Origin of the sequence: Staphylococcus sp. NRL 16/872 (assembly GCF_022815905.2) — a bacterium.
Taxonomy (GTDB): Bacteria; Bacillota; Bacilli; order Staphylococcales; family Staphylococcaceae; genus Staphylococcus.
This window is the reverse complement of sequence record NZ_CP119327.1, coordinates 1,355,571-1,372,936: the sequence shown is the minus strand read 5'-3', so window position 1 is coordinate 1,372,936 and position 17,366 is coordinate 1,355,571. Positions and strand designations below refer to the sequence as shown.

The following is a 17,366-nucleotide window of genomic DNA, read 5'->3' as shown; positions in this document are numbered from 1 at the left end:
ACTTCTTTATCATTACAATATTTAAGCTCTTGGATGAAACTGGTTATACATTTGACGTATTTGAGATTTAGAAACGTGCGTATAAAGTTGAGTTGTAGAAATATCAGAGTGTCCTAACATTTCTTGTACCGCACGTAAATCAGCCCCATTTTCAAGTAAATGTGTAGCAAATGAATGACGAAGTGTGTGAGGCGTCAACGTTTTATTGATGTTAGCTTTTAAACCATATTGTTTAATCATTTTCCAAATACCTTGGCGTGTCAAAGGTCGGCCATGCATATTAAGAAATAATACATTAGTCATTGTCTTTTTGAATAATTGAGGACGTACTTTTTCTAAATAAGTATCTAAGAATTCAATTACTGTATCTCCTAAAGGTATAATTCTTTCTTTATGCCCTTTCCCGAAGACTTTAACAAATCCCATTATTAAATTGATGTCTTCAATTTCTATATTGATTAATTCTGATACACGCATACCTGTGGCATATAAAAGTTCTAAAATTGTACGGTCACGATAACCATTATTTTTATTTAAATCAGGTGTTTCAAGAAGTTGCTCTACTTCCTTTACTTCTAATACATCAGGTAGTTTTTTCTCGTACTTAGGTGTTTCAATCAATACAGTTGGATCTTTAGCTGCATATTTTTCACGTAATGCAAATTGGTGAAAACTGCGAATGGTTGAGATAAAACGAGCAATTGATTTTGATGACGCACCTTCGTCAATAAAATGGCCGAGACATTCTTGAATTACTTGTCGGTCAATAAAATCGATATGGGCAATTTTATGCTCTTTCATATAAGCATCGTATTTAGCTAAGTCTCTTCTATAGGCACCGATTGTATTCTCACTTAATCCTTTTTCAATCTGTATAAATTTCAAATATTCTTCAATAATCGTATTCATATTTCCACCTTCATTTATATAGAAAAATGGAGTGAAACAAATTCTATGTGCTTGTTTCACTCCGACGTTTAAATTCGCTCAAATTAACTAAATTATTTCCCTTTAGCTTGACATTCAGCACAAACGCCATGAAATGTTAATCTATGGTCTAAAATTCTGAAATTATATTCTGATTCAACACGTTCTTCTACTTGAGGTAGTAAGTCTTCGTGAATTTCATCTACTTTACCACATTCCATACATACAAGATGATGATGAAAATGTTTGGCACCTTCTTTTCTCAAATCAAAACGTGCTACGCCATCTCCAAAATTAATTTTGTCTACCACTTTTAATTCTGCTAATAACTCTAATGTTCTATATACAGTGGCTAATCCAATTTCAGGTGCTTTGTCTTTAACTTTTAAGTAGACATCTTCAGCACTAAGATGATCTTTTTCATTTTCAATTAGAACACGAACCGTTGCCTCACGTTGAGGTGTTAATTTGTAAGATGATTGTTGTAATTGTTGTTTTACTCTGTTTAATCGTTCTTCCATGGGAGCGACACTCCTCTATTAATAATTATAATCATTTTAAAGTGATAATATCTCACTTACTAAATTAACAATATTCTCAATAAAAGGCAAGTTTAAAATGGATGTTATTTAGAATGATTATAATTTAATAATATATACTGTAAGCCAATGATTGTTTTGGCATCTTCGATTTCGTCGCTGTCAAGTAGATCTTTGATTTTATCAATTGGTACTTTGTGAAGTTCTACAAATTCATCATCATCTAAGTTCATTTCTCCTTCACTTAAGTTATCTGAGAAATAAATTGATAATTTTTCATTAGAAAAGCCGGGTGATCCATACATATGAGTAATAAACTCTAAATCATTAGCAATATATCCTGTTTCTTCTTCCAGTTCACGTTTAGCTGCTTCTTCCCTTTCTTCATCTTCTTCTAGTTTGCCAGCTGGAATTTCGAGTAATGGTTTTTCGATAGGTTTTCGGTATTGTTTGACTAAGAGTACTTCATTTTCAGGAGTAATCGCACAAACAGCTACTGCACCATTATGGTTAACAATCTCCCTCTTAGATGTTTTACCATCTGGTAGTTCTACATCATGAATTTCTAAATCAATAATTTTACCATTATAAATCACGGTTCTATCAAAAGTTTTTTCATTAAATTCCATTATATTCACGTCCCTTTTAATTCTTTATATAAATTGATAAGATGAATGCGTTACTTAAAGTGTATCGAAAGGAGATTGGACATGCAAAAGAATATATTAAAAAGCGGCATAGAAATTTCGGAGTTAGGTTTAGGATGTATGAGTTTAGGTACAAATTATCGAGAAGCGGAACCAATTATTGAGAGTGCTATTGACGAAGGTATCACTTATTTCGATACTGCTGACATTTATGATCGTGGTGTAAATGAAGAGATTGTTGGAAAAGCTTTAAAAAAATATCAAGATAGAGAAGATATTGTGATTGGTACCAAAGTTGGAAACCGCCCTCTTGAAGATGGCAGTACAACATGGGATCCTTCTAAAAAATATATTAAAGAAAGCGTTAAAGGCTCTTTACAGCGTCTTGGATTAGATCATTTAGATTTATACCAATTACATGGTGGAACGATTGATGATCCCCTTGATGAAACAATTAGCGCATTTAATGAACTTAAACAAGAAGGTATTATTAGAGCTTATGGTATTTCTTCAATACGTCCAAATGTTATTGATTATTATTTAAAACACAGCGAAATTGAAACAATTATGTCTCAATTTAATTTAATTGATAATCGTCCAGAAAAGTTATTAAATGATATCCATGCTCAACATGTAAAAGTATTAGCGCGGGGTCCTGTTTTTAAAGGATTACTTACTTCTAAAAGTGTGGACATTTTAGATGAAAAGTTTAAAGAAGGTATATTTGATTATGATTATCACGAATTAGGTGAGACGCTTGCTTCAATAAAAGAAATTGAAAGCAATTTAAGTGCCCTTTCTTTTGAATATCTAACTTCTCACGATGCACTTGGTTCAATTATTGTTGGCGCTAGTTCTGTAGATCAATTGAAAGATAATGTTGAAAATTATAAAAAAACTGTCAGTCTTGATCGTATAAAAGCAGCACGTGAACGTGTGAAAAATCTAGAATATACCCAACATCTAAATACAAAGTAAAATAAATGAAAAATCGGAATAGCTCTTCGTTTACTACAAACGGCTATTCCGATTTTTTATTAGCATTATTATTATCTCCCTATTTCCCTACACTATAAATATTTCTAAAATATTGATGCGATAATACTTTGAATTATTTTAACAGTAACCGGTAAACAACCTAACTCTAAACTCATAACAACAGTTGCTTTAGTATTATTAGTATTTGGATGCATTTTTAAATAAAAATAAACATGTAATAAAAATTGATTCATTGAGTTCTGAGGTATGTTATGCCGAAGAACTTTTTTTACATATAAGTTTATAGAAAAATTTTAAAATATTATATTATTTTCAGACTATTTATAGTTATAATATAATTATTCAAATATTAACCTAAAATATTTCAAAACAATAGTCATAAGGAGATAGTAAATGAAAATTAAATACTTAGGAGTTTCAAGTTTGGCAATAAGTTTATTATTAACTGGTTGTAGTCAAGAAGCAGATAATAAGACTTCGAAGCAAGAACAAGTACAAAAGAAAGACAAGAAAGTAAGTAAAAGTGATGAAAACAAAGAAAAAGATAATGTATCTAAAAAAGAAAAAAGTAAAGCTTCACAAAATACTTCTGAGGTAAATAATTCTGAAATAAACACTTCTGAAGTGAATACTTCCCAAAATGTAAATGAAAAATCTACAAATGAATATCTTCCAAATAATAGTACAGCTAATACTGCAAACTACTCAAATAATAGACCAGAAACACAAGCTGAAGCCAATCAAAGATTACAAGAAGAAAGTCGTTCAGAACATAATGGTTTGAGTAATGCTGAATATGCTATGAAAATTTTTAACGAAGCATCTAATAAAGAAAACCCAAACCCTTATCAAGGAGCAACTAAAGGTAGTGATGGACATTATTATTCTCCAGGAGGAACAGATTTAGGTAATCCAGAAGCAGGTGGTTCTACTCCTACTGTAGGTGCTGATAGTGATCCTAATCAAAGAGCATTTAATCCAGATTTAGATGAATAATTTAATTCAAAACCATCTATTATAAACATGTTAAGATGTGACTTTCTATGCCCATCATAACCAGTTATATTACATTGTAATTCAATACATCTCTAATATCGGTTATAAATTACCTTTATTAGAGGTGTATTTTTTATAAAAATATTTACAACTTTAATATGATGTTCTGGTTTTGACCATTATTTATAAAATTCAATCTAAAAACGTTATAGATTTTGTTATATAGCCATGTTTGTATGTAATTGTTATTATTAATAATTTTTAATATAATGAAGCATTTTTTCATCTTCAGCATCTAAAATTGATACATTCATTATTTCCCCTCTTAAAATTAACTCATGAAATTTAAATTCTATAAATTCTTGTTCACTATTTTCTAAAGAGTGATAATATGAATCTCCTAATAAGTCTTTGAATTCAAAAACAGTTTGTGGTGCAATGGTTTGCAAGTTTTCAACAGCATATTTGACATGTTTATTCACACAACAAATCATGAAAATTCCTCCTTAACTTTAGCTTTTATTTTTAAATAAAGGGGTTAACCATTGTTCAAATGTTCTTGGAGCCAACTGGTAAATTTTAAGTAAAGAGTGCATCCACTTCGGTTGGTTAATTTCTCTTTTTCGTTTAATGATGCCTATCAAGATATCTTTAGCTAATTGTTGAGGATCAATCATTACTGTTTCATATTTTTGGGCATATTTTAAGCTTGGATCAGCCTTTTCGTGGAATGGTGTTTTGATTGGTCCCGGATTCACTGCCATAAAATGAAATTGAGATTCTTCAATGCGTAAAGCATTTAAAACCGCATTAAGAGCAGCTTTAGAAGCGCCATAATGTGCAGCATTGGCTTGTGTAACAAAAGCGGCCTGACTTGAAATACTAACGATTGATGCATTTTTTGAAAAGTAAGGTCGCAATACATTGTAAAGTAGATTGAAACTAATTAAGTTCACATCGTAAGTTTCAATCATTTCTTCAGTAGAATGATGCGTAACTGATTTAAAATAGCCTAACCCTGAACTGTAAATCAATCCATTAATTGGATATTTAATGGTAGAGGTTATATTAGCGATGGCTTCCCTATTTTGTAAGTCACAATGAACCATAGTCACTTTAGATTGATATGAACCAAAATCAATATCATTAAATTTTGACTCATTTCTTGCTATTACTGTAACAAATACACCTTTTTCTAGTAACTGTTTAACTATTTCTAAACCTAGCCCACTTGTGCCTCCAGTGACAATATAATGCTGACCAATCATATTTTGAACTCCTTTATAAATTTTATAATTATAGTAACTTATTTTTAAGTATTTATAAATAAATTGGGGATTTAAGCGTTATTTATTTTGAAAATAAAGCATTCATATAGTGATACTAAATTTTTATTCTAAAAATAAACTTAAAGGATCACCTGAGCTGAAGCTCATGCGTATAGTCGAACTATCTTTTTTTGTGAAAAAGAGTTCTTGCAGAGGGTCACCTGAGCTAAAGCTCATGCGTATAGAGGCACTAAATTTTTATTCTTAAAAATAAGTGCCTCTTATATGTTACTATGGTGGTATAAAAATATTGCGAGGGTGATGTTGTTAATGAAATTAGTATTTTATGGTGCTGGTAATATGGCACAAGCGATTTTTAAAGGAATTATCAATTCTAAAACGCTTAATTCAAATGATATCTATTTAACTAATAAGTCAAACGAAGAGAGGCTTAAACAATTTGCTGAAGAGTTAGGTGTGGAATACAGTTATGATGATGAAGCATTATTAAAAGATGCGGATTATGTATTTTTAGGAACTAAACCTTACGATTTTGAAGAAGTAGCAAAAAGAATTCAACCGCATATTACAGATGAAAATCGATTTATTTCCATTATGGCTGGTTTACCAATTAACTATATTCATGAACAACTTCAAGTATCTAACCCTATTGCACGTATAATGCCTAATACTAATGCGCAAGTTGGTCATTCAGTAACAGGTATTAGCTTCTCAGGGAACTTTGGGCCTAAATCTAAAGAAGAAGTGATTGAATTAGTTAATGCATTTGGTTCTGTAATCGAAGTTGATGAAGATCACTTACATCAAGTAACTGCCATTACTGGGAGTGGTCCTGCTTTCTTATATCATGTATTTGAACAGTATGTTAAAGCTGGAACTGAATTAGGTCTTGAAAGAGGTCAAGTTGAAGAGTCAATAAAAAACCTAATTATTGGAACAAGTAAAATGATTGAACGTTCTGATTTAAGTATGGAACAATTACGTAAAAATATTACTTCTAAAGGCGGCACTACTCAGGCGGGTTTAAATGCACTATCGGAACATGATATTAAAGGTGTTTTTGAAGATTGCTTAAATGCTGCTGTTGAGAGAAGTATGGAACTTTCTAAAAACGAAAATCACTAATATTAAAATTTTGTAAAAAACCCTATCCTCTTTTGTTATATGGATAGGGTTTTTCATTAAATAATTAAATTTTATAAGTTTCAAAGTCTTTTACAAATTCGAAGTTTGGTGTATCTTCTAACTGTTTTAACTCAATTTTTATTTTGTCGATATCTTCGAAATTATAACGATTGCTTAAATGAGTAATTAGACTTCTATTTACGTTGGCTTGTCTAATTAAAGAGAAAACATCGTCGATATGACTGTGATGATAGTTGTTAGCTAATGTTTTGTCGCCTTCTATATAGGTTGCTTCGTGTATCATTATTTCTGCATCCCGAGCAATAGTTACTTCATTTTTACAAGGTTTAGTATCTCCGAAGATTGAAATTACGGGTCCTGGTTTAGCAGGTCCTTTAAAGTCATTAGAATTAAATACTTGTCCATTGTGTTCAAAAGTATCATAAATTTTAACTTCTTGATATTTCGGACCGGGTTCTAAACCAATCGCTTTTAATGCCTGAACATCAATTGTACCTGGTGTTGTAGGTGATTCTATACGGTAACCATAGGAAGGTATGCCATGATTTAATAACTTAGCTGAAACTGAAAAACCTTTATGATGATATGTAAAATTATTATCAATTTCAATAAATGTTGTTGGATAGTTTAAATGTGATTCGGATAATTTTAGTGAGGTTTCAATATAAGCTCGTATACCTTTAGGTCCAATAATAGTTAGCGGTTTGTCTTCTCCACCTTGAAACGAACGACTTGTTAATAATCCAGGTAAACCAAAAATGTGATCGCCGTGCATATGCGTGATAAAAATATGATCAACTTTTCCTAGTTTAATTGAATGATGTAAAATTTGATGTTGTGTTCCCTCGCCAACATCGAAAAGCCAAATTGCATTTGAATATGGCTCAAGATTTAAAGCAATGGATTGAGTGTTTCTTTCTTTAGTTGGTAATCCTGCACTCGTTCCAAAAAATGTCACTTCCATGCATATGCCTCCTTTTTCTTCAATATATTTTATCATATGTAGAAGTGATTGTTATAATAAGAAATAAAATAAATAAATTCAAATCGGTTTAAGGTATAATGATATTTATAATATATTAAATTGTGCGTTATACGTTTCGAATGAAAATATGAACTTAATACTTATTTAAAGCAAAAATATAGGAAGTACTATTAATTTATTTTATAATAAATAAATCATAGCTATTAAAGAATTGAGGTTTTGAACTTGAGTAAACAAACGAAACACATCCCTTGTTTAATTACTATCTTCGGGGCTACTGGAGATTTAAGTCATAGAAAGTTATTTCCGTCTTTATTCCACTTATTTCAACAAGATAATTTAGATGAACATATCGCTATTATTGGAATTGGACGTCGAGATTACACGAATGAAATTTTCCGTGAACAAGTGAAAGCATCTATTCAATCGCACGTTGAAGATACTACTCAAATTAATGAATTTATGGAACATGTTTATTACTTCAAACATGATGTTAGTGATGAACAAAGTTATCATGCTTTATTAGATTTTTCTAATCAGTTAGATACTCAATATCAATTAAAAGGTAATCGCTTGTTCTACTTAGCGATGGCACCTCAATTCTTTGGTATTATTTCTGATTATTTAAAATCATCGGGTCTTACTGAAACAACCGGCTTTAAACGTCTTGTTATTGAGAAACCATTTGGTAGCGACTTGAAATCAGCTGAACGATTAAATAATCAACTTCGTCAATCATTCAAAGAAGAAGAAATTTATCGTATTGACCATTATCTTGGTAAAGATATGGTACAAAATATCGAGGTGTTACGTTTCTCAAACGCCATGTTTGAACCATTATGGAATAATAAATATATTTCTAATATACAAGTTACATCTTCTGAAATACTGGGTGTTGAAGATCGTGGTGGATACTATGAGTCAAGTGGTGCTTTAAAAGATATGGTACAAAACCATATGTTACAAATGGTCGCTTTATTAGCAATGGAAGCCCCTATTAGTCTTAAAAGTGAAGATATCCGTGCTGAAAAAGTTAAAGTATTAAAATCACTTAGACAATTAAAGCCTGAAGAAGTGAAAAAGAACTTTGTTCGTGGACAATATGATAGAGGTTATATAAACGGTGAAGAAGTAAAAGCTTATCGTGAAGAAGATCGCGTGGCTGAAGATTCAAATACACCTACATTTGTTTCAGGACGTTTAACTATTGACAATTTCCGTTGGGCAGGTGTGCCATTCTATATTAGAACAGGTAAACGAATGAAGTCTAAAACAATTCAAGTTGTAGTTGAATTCAAAGAAGTTCCTATGAATTTATATTATCAAACTGATAAATTACTTGATTCTAATTTACTAGTTATCAATATTCAACCAAATGAAGGTATGTCACTTCATCTAAACGCTAAGAAAAACATTCAAGGCATTGATACTGAACCTGTACAGTTATCATATGCATTAAGTGCTCAAGATAAAATGAACACTGTGGACGCATATGAGAACCTATTATTCGATTGCCTTAAAGGTGATGCGACAAACTTTACTCATTGGGAAGAATTAAAATCAACTTGGAAATTTGTTGATGTTATTCAAGAAGAATGGTCAATGAATGAACCATCATGCTTCCCTAATTATAAATCTGGTACGAATGGTCCATTAGAAAGTGATTTATTGTTAAGTCGTGATGGAAATCATTGGTGGGACGATATTCAATAAACTCATTTACAATATTATTTTTAAAGGAGGACACAATATGATGTTTGAATCTGGATGATTTGAACTCATATTCTGTCCTTTTTAAGTAATTTTTGAAAAAGTTTCTAAAGATAGCACACGTTAAGGTGTATATTTTTATAAAATAAGGTAAAATATGTATTAATTGATTGTAAAATTATTGGAGTGAAAGTTTTGGACGTTATCAAGCAGATACAACAGGCAATCGTATATATTGAGGATCGTTTATTAGAGCCGTTTAATTTGCAAGATTTAAGTGATTACGTTGGTCTTTCTCCTTACCATCTAGATCAATCATTTAAAATGATTGTAGGACAATCACCAGAGAGTTATGCACATGCTAGAAAAATGACTGCAGCAGCTAGAGAGATGATGCTAAGTGCTTCAAGGTTAGTTGATGTAGCTAAAAAATACAATTATACAAGTTCGAATGAATTTGCTAATGATTTTAGTGATTTTCATGGTATCTCACCTATTCAAGCATCTGCAAAAAAAGATGAGTTAAAATTACAAGAACGACTGTATATTAAATTAACAACCACTGAACGTGCACCCTATCCATATAGACTAGACAATACTGATGATATACCATTAGTTGGATATGCTCGATTTGTTGAAGCGGATAACTTATCTAACCCATATAAAGTCCCTGATTTTTTAGAAGATTTATTCAACGATGGTAGATTAAAAGAATTGAAAAGATATAATAATATAAGCCCATATGAGATATTTGTCATAACTTGCCCATTAGACGAAGGTGTAGAAATATTTGTTGGCGTCCCAAGTGAACGCTATCCAGCACATTTAGAAAGTAGATTGTTACCGGGCAGACATTATGCTAAATTCAATTTAAAAGGTGAAATTGATTATGCAGTTAATGAGGCTTGGTATTATATAGAATCAAGTTTACAACTCACTTTACCATATGAACGAGACAGCTTGTATGTAGAAATTTATCCTTTTGATTTCTCATTTGAGGACCCATTCACTAAAATTCAACTTTGGTTACCTATTAAACAAGAAGATTACGATATATAAATTATTGAATAAGATAAGTACGATTAACAAGCTACTAACTATAGTTCATTAATCGCTTTATTAGGTATATATATTTGCAATATTCTACGCTCTAGTGTCATAATTCGATTAACAAGAGCTTCGTGCATCTTATACACTAATCCCCTCACTATTGCGAGTAGTGAGGGGATTTTTTAGTGGTGTGGCTTGTCGCCTATTTTTTCTTATTATTGCGTGTGCGTAGCCATTGCGCAAATATCGCAACAATACAACCACTTATATCTCAGCTACAAAAGCTTCGAATGGTTTGAGAGATGCTACATTTAACGGACAATCATAGTTGTGTAATTTAATTGCTTCACTATCCACTTCAAATGCTAATGATAATTGTGCAGATTTATCTGTTAAGTTGCCTGCCACGACGACTGTTTTACCATCTAATTTACGCGTATAAGCAAACACATCTTCATTATCGGCATCGACTAAATCAAATTGTCCATAAGTATAAATATCGTATGATTTCTTCAATTGAATTAATTTTTTATAAAAATTAAGTACGGATTTCTCATCTTCTAATTGTTGTTCTACATTGATTTCTTTATAATTTGGATTGACTGGGAACCATGGTTCACCTTCAGTAAACCCACCATTAGTAGAATCATCCCATTGCATTGGCGTACGTGAATTATCACGATTTTCCATTTTATATTTATCTAATAATTGAGTAACGTCTCCGCCTTGTTCTTTTACAATTTGGTACTCATTTTTAACAGCAACGTCATTAAAGGTTTCGATACTTTCAAACGGATAATTAGTCATACCAATTTCTTGTCCTTGATAAATAAATGGTGTACCTTGTTGTAAGAAATAAACTACTGCGTGACTAGTAGCTGATTCATACCAATAATCTGTATCATTGCCCCATGTAGATACTCTACGTGGTTGGTCGTGATTTTCAATAAATAAAGCGTTCCAGCCCACACCCTCTAATGTCTTTTGCCAACGATTTAATACTTCTTTATACGCTTTAACATCGAATTGTGAGTCGCCTGTGCTCCATAAACCTAAATGTTCGAATTGGAAGATCATATTAAATTTACCCTTATCTTCTCCGACCCATTCTTCCGCATTATCTGGATTGACACCATTCGCCTCTCCTACAGTCATGATGTCATATTTACTTAAAGACTCATCTTTCATTTCCTGTAACCATTCTTGAATACCAGGTTGGTTCATGTCTACTTCAAATGCTGGCGCATATCTTTTTCCTTCAGGTACTGGTAAATCACCGGCTTCAAACGTTTTCTTAATATGCGTAATTGCATCTACTCGGAAGCCATCGATACCTTTCTCAAACCACCAATTCATCATATCAAACACGGCTTCACGTACTTCTGGATTATCCCAATTTAAATCTGGTTGTTTTTTGCTAAATAAATGGAAGTAATATTGATCTGTGACTTCATCAAATTGCCAAGTTGAACCATTAAAGATGCTTTCCCAATTGTTAGGTTCAGAACCATCAGGTTTTGGGTCAGCCCAAATATACCAATCTCTTTTAGGATTATCTTTACTTGATTTCGACTCAATAAACCATGGATGTTCGTCTGACGTATGATTGACAACTAAATCTAGAATGAGTTTCATGCCTCTATCATGTACGCCTTTTAACAAACGATCGAAATCTTCCATTGTGCCAAATTCATCCATAATTTCTTGATAATCACTAATATCATATCCATTATCATCATTTGGTGATTGATACATAGGGCTTAGCCAAATCACATCGATACCTAAGTCTTTTAAGTAATCTAATTTTTCAATAACACCTGGTAAATCTCCAATCCCGTCATTATTACTATCATTGAAGCTTCTTGGGTAAACTTGATACGCTACTGCTTCTTTCCACCAATTTTTAGTCATTATTCATTCTCCTTTGCTATATTTTTTGTTGATTGTCTAATTTCTAAATGTGTTTCTATTTCTTTTTTTGAAAATGAAACAGGCAAACCTTTCAATAAATTGATTATTGTTGCGCCAGCTTTTTTACCTAACAAATCAGGGTTAATGCAGACGCTAGTTTGTGGTGGTGCTGCATTTTTAGTCAAAAAAGATGTATTAAAAGTACAAGTTTGAATGGTGTCAGGTATATGAAGGTTGTAATCATATAAAACGCTAAGAACTTGAAGATTTAACATCGCATCAGAAGTAATCATTACAGTAGGTTTTAGGGGATGATCTTCAATGCAATAGTGTTCAACAATCTTATTTACTGAATGTCGCGACTCTGCTTCTTCAACTGCATATTGAATTTTAAATTTCTCACAAATATTTCTGAAACCAAGTTCCCTATCGTTCGTTACCGCAAAATTTCCTGGCTCTTTGAGAAAAAGCATATGTCTATGGCCTAAGTCATATAAATACTTTGTTAATCGTTGAGAAGCATTTATATTATCGTTATCAATATGAATTACATCATCGTAGTTAAGTGGTTTACCAACAACTATATAAGGAAGACTATGTTCATGAAGAAGTCTTTCTATTTCATCATTCTCTTTAGAATATAAGAGTATAAAACCATCTACACTTCGCGATTGAACCATTTGTTTAACTTCAGTAAATAGCTCATTTGAATGTTCAGATACCGTCATTTTGGTTGAATAGCCGTGGCGATTACATTCTTGATGAATGCCATTTAACACATCACTATTAAACGGATTTTGCCTTACATCTGAGGAAGAACTTTTAATAATTAAACCAATTGTTAAGGTTTTATTTGTAATTAATGTGCGAGCAGCTTGGTTTGGAATATATCCTAATTTGTCCATCGCTTCTCTAACTCTGTTTGCAGTTGCTTCAGTGATCTTAGGGTTATTACGGATCACTCTTGAAACAGTTGAGATGGATACATTCGCCTCAGAAGCTACATCTTTAATGGTTGTCCTCATGAGAAACCACACTTTCTTTTTAAAATGGGTAAGCGCTTACAAGTAAGCTATACACTTATATTAAAAATATATTAATAAGAAGTCAATGATTTTGTGCAATCGTTTGCACATTTAATTATAAAAAATGAAGTAGTAACTTGAATTGCTACTACTTCATCAAAATATATTAATTTTTATATTTTAAAAAGGTTTATTCTTCTACCCATTGAGTATGGAATACGCCTTCTTTATCTTTACGTTCATAAGTATGCGCACCGAAATAGTCACGTTGAGCTTGAATTAAGTTAGCTGGTAGATCTTCTGAACGGTAACTATCATAATAGTTTACACTTGCAGAGAAACCAGGTGTTGGTACACCATTGCGAACACCAGTTGCAATAACATCTCTTAATGCATCTTGGTATTCAGTAACTATGCCTTTGAAGTAAGGGTCTAATAATAAGTTTTGTAATTCTGCATTATTATCATAAGCATCTTTAATTTTTTGTAAGAATTGTGCACGGATGATACAACCTTCTCGCCAAATCATAGCAAGATCGCCTAATTTAAGGTTCCATTCATTTTCTTCACTTGCTTTACGCATTTGAGCGAAACCTTGAGCATATGAACAAATTTTACTCATATATAAAGCTTTACGAATTTTTTCTAAGAATTCTTCTTTATTGCCGTTGAATTTAACTTCAGGACCGTTTAATTCTTTAGATGCATTTACACGTTCTTGTTTGATTGAAGAAATGAAACGTGCGAATACAGATTCAGTAATAATTGTTAAAGGAATACCTAATTCTAATGCGTTGATTGAAGTCCATTTACCAGTACCTTTTTGACCGGCTGTATCAAGAATTTTTTCAACTAAAGCTTCATTATTTTCATCTAATTTAGTGAAAATGTCACCAGTGATTTCAATTAAATAACTTTCTAATTCACCAGCATTCCATTCTTTGAAAGTTTTAGAAATTTCTTCATGAGACATACCTAGTAAATCTTTCATCATTGCGTAACTTTCAGCAATTAATTGCATATCTGCATATTCGATACCATTGTGCACCATTTTTACATAATGGCCTGCACCATTAGGACCAATGTATTCTACGCATGAAGCGTCATCTTTAGCTTTCGCAGCGATAGCATCTAAAATATCACTTACTTTATTGTAAGCAGCTTCTTGACCACCTGGCATTAATGAAGGACCAGTAAGCGCACCAACTTCACCGCCAGATACTCCCATACCAATAAAGTTAATACCACTTTCTGCTAACGCTTTGTTACGACGAATAGTATCTTGGTAATTTGTATTACCACCATCGATTAAAATATCATCGTCATCTAATAAAGGTAATAAGCTGTCAATTGTTGCGTCAGTAGCTGGACCAGCTTTAACCATTAATAAAATTTTACGTGGTTTTTCTAATGAATTAACAAATTCCTCTAAAGAATATGTTGGGTGAATTTGTTTACCTTCTGATTCTTTCACCATTTCGTCAGTTTTTTCGCTTGAGCGATTATATACTGATACGCTGTAACCACGAGATTCAATATTCCATGCTAGGTTTTTACCCATTACAGCTAATCCTACTACACCTATTTGTTGAGTCATATTACTTACCTCTCTCATTCGATTTTTTTCAATAGTATTGTATCACAAAACTTGAAAAGACTTCACTAAACTAATAACTATTCACTGACTAATTCAATGATTTTTAATAACTGCTGTGCTAATTGATTTAAAGACTCAACAGCTATACGTTCAGAAGTAGTATGAATATGCTCATATCCTACGCCAAGGATGACTGTTGGAATACCATACGTATTTATGATACTTCCATCTGATCCACCGCCAGCAATAACAGTATTACCACTAAGTCCAAGTTGTTGTGCACTGTTAATTGCATATTGTGTCACTTGATCATCATCTTCAATTTTAAAGCCTGGATAACTTTTTTCTATTTCAACTTTAGCTTGCCCACCTAATTCTTGAGCAGTCTTTTCAAATACTTCTTTCATATGAGTGACTTGTTTATCGATACTTTCATCATTATGAGAACGTGCTTCAGCCTCAATAACTACTTCATCAGCTACAATATTTGTGGCTGATCCACCATGGAATTTACCAATATTCGCAGTGGTATAATCGTCTATTTGACCTAAACTCATTTTACTGATTGCTTTAGCTGCAATATTGATTGCACTGATACCTTCATTCGGGGTGCTCGCATGTGCTGTTTTCCCATGAATAGTTGTTTTCAATACCATTTGTGTCGGCGCGCCTACTACCGTTGTACCTACTGGTTGACTAGCATCTACTGCATAACCAAATTGAGCATCAAGCATAGATGGATCTAATTCTTTAGCGCCTTTTAATCCTGATTCCTCTCCAACAGTAATCACAAATTGAATTTGTCCATGAGGAATATTATTTTCTTTTAATACTTCGATTGTTTCAATGATTGCTGCTAAGCCGGCTTTATCATCAGAGCCAAGTACAGTTGTACCATCAGAATAAATATATCCATCATCTTTAACTTGCGGTTTCACATCTATACCTGGAACCACTGTATCCATATGACTTGTAAAGTAAATTTTAGAAACATCTTCTTCAGTCGTGTTGCTTGGTAATGTACAAACTAAATTATTAGCACCTAACCACTCTTTCTTTGATGCATTATCTTCTTTTACTTGTAAACCTAGATCTTCAAATCGTTTTTTTAAAATGGGTTGAATAACTTCTTCATGGCCCGTTTCAGAATTAATTTGAACTAATTCTAAAAATGTATTTAATAAGCGTTGACTGTTTACCATACGTAAAATCCCCTTTCTCATATAATTATTATTTTAACTGACTTTCATCAATTTCAAAAATAAATTGATTGCCATTTGTATTAAAATCATTTAAGGTTAATTTATATACTATAATTTAACTATATTAAAAGGTTTTAAGCAGAAACTTGATATTTAAGGAGCGACAAAGTTGAATAATAAAGTCTTAAAAGTGATTATTATCGTCATGTTAATTGCTGTAGTGGCAGCATTATTACTTACAAGTTTAGTTCCATTAATGCACTAACAATATGACGCATATAAATTGAGGACGAAATGTTGATCAACATTTCGTCCTCAATTTTTCAGAATAATAAAAAATAAGTGTAGCTATTCAAACGGTTTACATCTCATTATGTAATCTTAATGAACCAAATTGAGATTTAATATTCAAATATTCTTCTAACTCATTAAGTATTTGCATCATACTTGCTCGTGATCTTAAAGATTGATGTGATTTCGGCAAAGGTAATTCATCTAAGGATAAACGAATTTCATATAAAGAGTGTAAACGTAAAGCAGTATAATCGTTACTATTAACATTTTTGCCAATTTCAGCCATCAAATTAGAAATATCTTCAATTAAAGGATCATCAACTGTTATCTGATGTATTAAAGGTTGTAATCTACGTAGAAGTTCAAGTTGTTCTTGTCTCATATCAAAATAGTGATAATATGAATTTTCATTACGTCCAAAATGATTTTTCACGTCTCTAAAAGCAATTGATTTCGCTTTTCTAATATCTAATTGTATCTTTTCAAAAGAAATAACTAAATCATTATTATAATGAGTACAAGCTTCACTATAGGATTTGAATATTTCCTTAAATCCTGATTCCACTTCTCTTTTAAAATCAAGTAATTTCTTATCTAGACTAGGCATAATTAAATTCATTATAAATGCAATTCCTAAGCCAATAGTCAATAGGAGCAGTTCATTGATGATTAGATGTAGATTAATTGTTTTTGCATTAAATACATGTAGTAATATAACACAACTTGTCACTACGCCTTCTTGGACTTTGAGCATTACAGTTATAGGAATAAATAATAATACTATTAAACCTAATACTATCGCGTTTTGCCCTAGTAAACTAAAAATGAGAGAACCAAATAATAAGACCAAAACACAAGAAACAACTCGTGATACAATAGCTTGTACAGAATGTACTTTAGTGTGTTTAATACATAAAACAATAAGGATAGCGCTTGAAGCATAATTATCAAGCCCTATCCACTTTGCTAAGATAACGCCAAGCGTTATCCCTACCGCTGTTTTTAGTGTTCTAAATCCAATCTTATAAGGATTTAACTTTAACATGGTA

The 17,366-nt window shown here is 31.8% G+C and carries 17 protein-coding genes and 1 pseudogene; 6 read left to right on the top strand and 12 right to left on the bottom strand.

Features of this window, described 5'->3' with window-relative positions:
- Positions 1-21 precede the first annotated feature (21 nt).
- The 3 genes from xerD to MT340_RS06915 all read right to left on the bottom strand — a co-directional run bounded on the left by xerD (position 22) and on the right by MT340_RS06915 (position 2,095).
- Positions 22-909 carry a site-specific tyrosine recombinase XerD gene (xerD, locus tag MT340_RS06925; RefSeq protein WP_243589315.1) on the bottom strand — a complete coding sequence of 296 codons (888 nt, stop codon included), beginning with the start codon at positions 907-909 and terminating at the stop codon, positions 22-24.
- 92 nt (positions 910-1,001) lie between these two features.
- On the bottom strand, positions 1,002-1,448 hold the full coding sequence (fur, locus tag MT340_RS06920) for a ferric iron uptake transcriptional regulator (RefSeq protein WP_103297783.1): 447 nt from the start codon (positions 1,446-1,448) through the stop codon (positions 1,002-1,004).
- Between the two features lie 104 nt (positions 1,449-1,552).
- Positions 1,553-2,095 (bottom strand): NUDIX domain-containing protein, encoded by a 543-nt coding sequence (locus tag MT340_RS06915; RefSeq protein ID WP_243589314.1) that lies wholly within the window; start codon positions 2,093-2,095, stop codon positions 1,553-1,555.
- A gap of 81 nt (positions 2,096-2,176) precedes the next feature.
- Between MT340_RS06915 and MT340_RS06910 the strand changes: the two genes are divergently transcribed.
- Together MT340_RS06910 and MT340_RS06905 are read left to right on the top strand one after the other, a co-directional pair.
- A complete protein-coding gene (locus tag MT340_RS06910; protein WP_243603704.1) occupies positions 2,177-3,091 on the top strand; it encodes an aldo/keto reductase in 915 nt (304 codons plus the stop codon).
- Positions 3,092-3,505: 414 nt separating this feature from the next.
- Positions 3,506-4,108, top strand: a complete 603-nt coding sequence (locus MT340_RS06905) for a hypothetical protein (RefSeq protein ID WP_284120751.1) — start codon at positions 3,506-3,508, stop codon at positions 4,106-4,108.
- A gap of 251 nt (positions 4,109-4,359) precedes the next feature.
- Here MT340_RS06905 and MT340_RS06900 read toward each other — a convergent pair whose 3' ends face one another.
- Together MT340_RS06900 and MT340_RS06895 are read right to left on the bottom strand one after the other, a co-directional pair.
- Complete coding sequence (locus tag MT340_RS06900) at positions 4,360-4,602, bottom strand: DUF1413 domain-containing protein (RefSeq protein ID WP_243589311.1); 243 nt, start codon at positions 4,600-4,602, stop codon at positions 4,360-4,362.
- A gap of 18 nt (positions 4,603-4,620) precedes the next feature.
- Entirely contained in the window at positions 4,621-5,376 is a 756-nt protein-coding gene (locus MT340_RS06895; protein WP_243589310.1) for an SDR family NAD(P)-dependent oxidoreductase, read from the bottom strand.
- A gap of 330 nt (positions 5,377-5,706) precedes the next feature.
- Between MT340_RS06895 and proC the strand changes: the two genes are divergently transcribed.
- Complete coding sequence (gene proC / locus MT340_RS06890) at positions 5,707-6,522, top strand: pyrroline-5-carboxylate reductase (protein WP_243589309.1); 816 nt, start codon at positions 5,707-5,709, stop codon at positions 6,520-6,522.
- A 64-nt stretch (positions 6,523-6,586) separates the two neighbouring features.
- Here the strand turns inward: proC and rnz are convergent, their stop codons facing one another.
- Positions 6,587-7,507: a ribonuclease Z gene (gene rnz, locus MT340_RS06885; protein WP_243589308.1), complete on the bottom strand. Its 921-nt coding sequence runs from the start codon at positions 7,505-7,507 to the stop codon at positions 6,587-6,589.
- A 246-nt stretch (positions 7,508-7,753) separates the two neighbouring features.
- On the opposite strand from rnz, the gene zwf reads away from it, so the two are divergent.
- Both zwf and MT340_RS06875 read left to right on the top strand, forming a co-directional pair.
- The gene (gene zwf, locus MT340_RS06880) at positions 7,754-9,241 is read left to right on the top strand and encodes a glucose-6-phosphate dehydrogenase (RefSeq protein WP_243589307.1); all 1,488 of its coding nucleotides are present in this window, start codon (positions 7,754-7,756) and stop codon (positions 9,239-9,241) included.
- A 192-nt stretch (positions 9,242-9,433) separates the two neighbouring features.
- Positions 9,434-10,297 carry an AraC family transcriptional regulator gene (locus MT340_RS06875; RefSeq protein ID WP_243603703.1) on the top strand — a complete coding sequence of 288 codons (864 nt, stop codon included), beginning with the start codon at positions 9,434-9,436 and terminating at the stop codon, positions 10,295-10,297.
- Between the two features lie 193 nt (positions 10,298-10,490).
- Here MT340_RS06875 and MT340_RS06870 read toward each other — a convergent pair.
- The 5 genes and pseudogenes from MT340_RS06870 to MT340_RS06850 all read right to left on the bottom strand — a co-directional run.
- A pseudogene (locus MT340_RS06870) lies at positions 10,491-10,556 on the bottom strand (type I toxin-antitoxin system Fst family toxin); the annotation flags it as partial.
- A complete protein-coding gene (locus MT340_RS06865) occupies positions 10,553-12,199 on the bottom strand; it encodes a glycoside hydrolase family 13 protein (protein WP_243589306.1) in 1,647 nt (548 codons plus the stop codon). The pseudogene MT340_RS06870 and the gene MT340_RS06865, both read right to left, overlap by 4 nt.
- On the bottom strand, positions 12,199-13,224 hold the full coding sequence (locus MT340_RS06860; protein WP_243603702.1) for a LacI family DNA-binding transcriptional regulator: 1,026 nt from the start codon (positions 13,222-13,224) through the stop codon (positions 12,199-12,201). The genes MT340_RS06865 and MT340_RS06860 overlap by 1 nt, the downstream gene beginning before the upstream one ends.
- Positions 13,225-13,414: 190 nt before the next feature.
- Entirely contained in the window at positions 13,415-14,821 is a 1,407-nt protein-coding gene (gndA, locus tag MT340_RS06855; RefSeq protein WP_243589303.1) for an NADP-dependent phosphogluconate dehydrogenase, read from the bottom strand.
- A gap of 77 nt (positions 14,822-14,898) precedes the next feature.
- Positions 14,899-16,023: a M20/M25/M40 family metallo-hydrolase gene (locus MT340_RS06850; protein WP_243589302.1), complete on the bottom strand. Its 1,125-nt coding sequence runs from the start codon at positions 16,021-16,023 to the stop codon at positions 14,899-14,901.
- Between the two features lie 169 nt (positions 16,024-16,192).
- On the opposite strand from MT340_RS06850, the gene prli42 reads away from it, so the two are divergent.
- A complete protein-coding gene (prli42, locus tag MT340_RS06845; RefSeq protein ID WP_243589301.1) occupies positions 16,193-16,288 on the top strand; it encodes a stressosome-associated protein Prli42 in 96 nt (31 codons plus the stop codon).
- A gap of 96 nt (positions 16,289-16,384) precedes the next feature.
- On the opposite strand, the gene MT340_RS06840 is transcribed toward prli42, so the two are convergent.
- Positions 16,385-17,362 carry an aromatic acid exporter family protein gene (locus tag MT340_RS06840; RefSeq protein ID WP_243589300.1) on the bottom strand — a complete coding sequence of 326 codons (978 nt, stop codon included), beginning with the start codon at positions 17,360-17,362 and terminating at the stop codon, positions 16,385-16,387.
- Between the last annotated feature and the right edge of the window lie 4 nt (positions 17,363-17,366).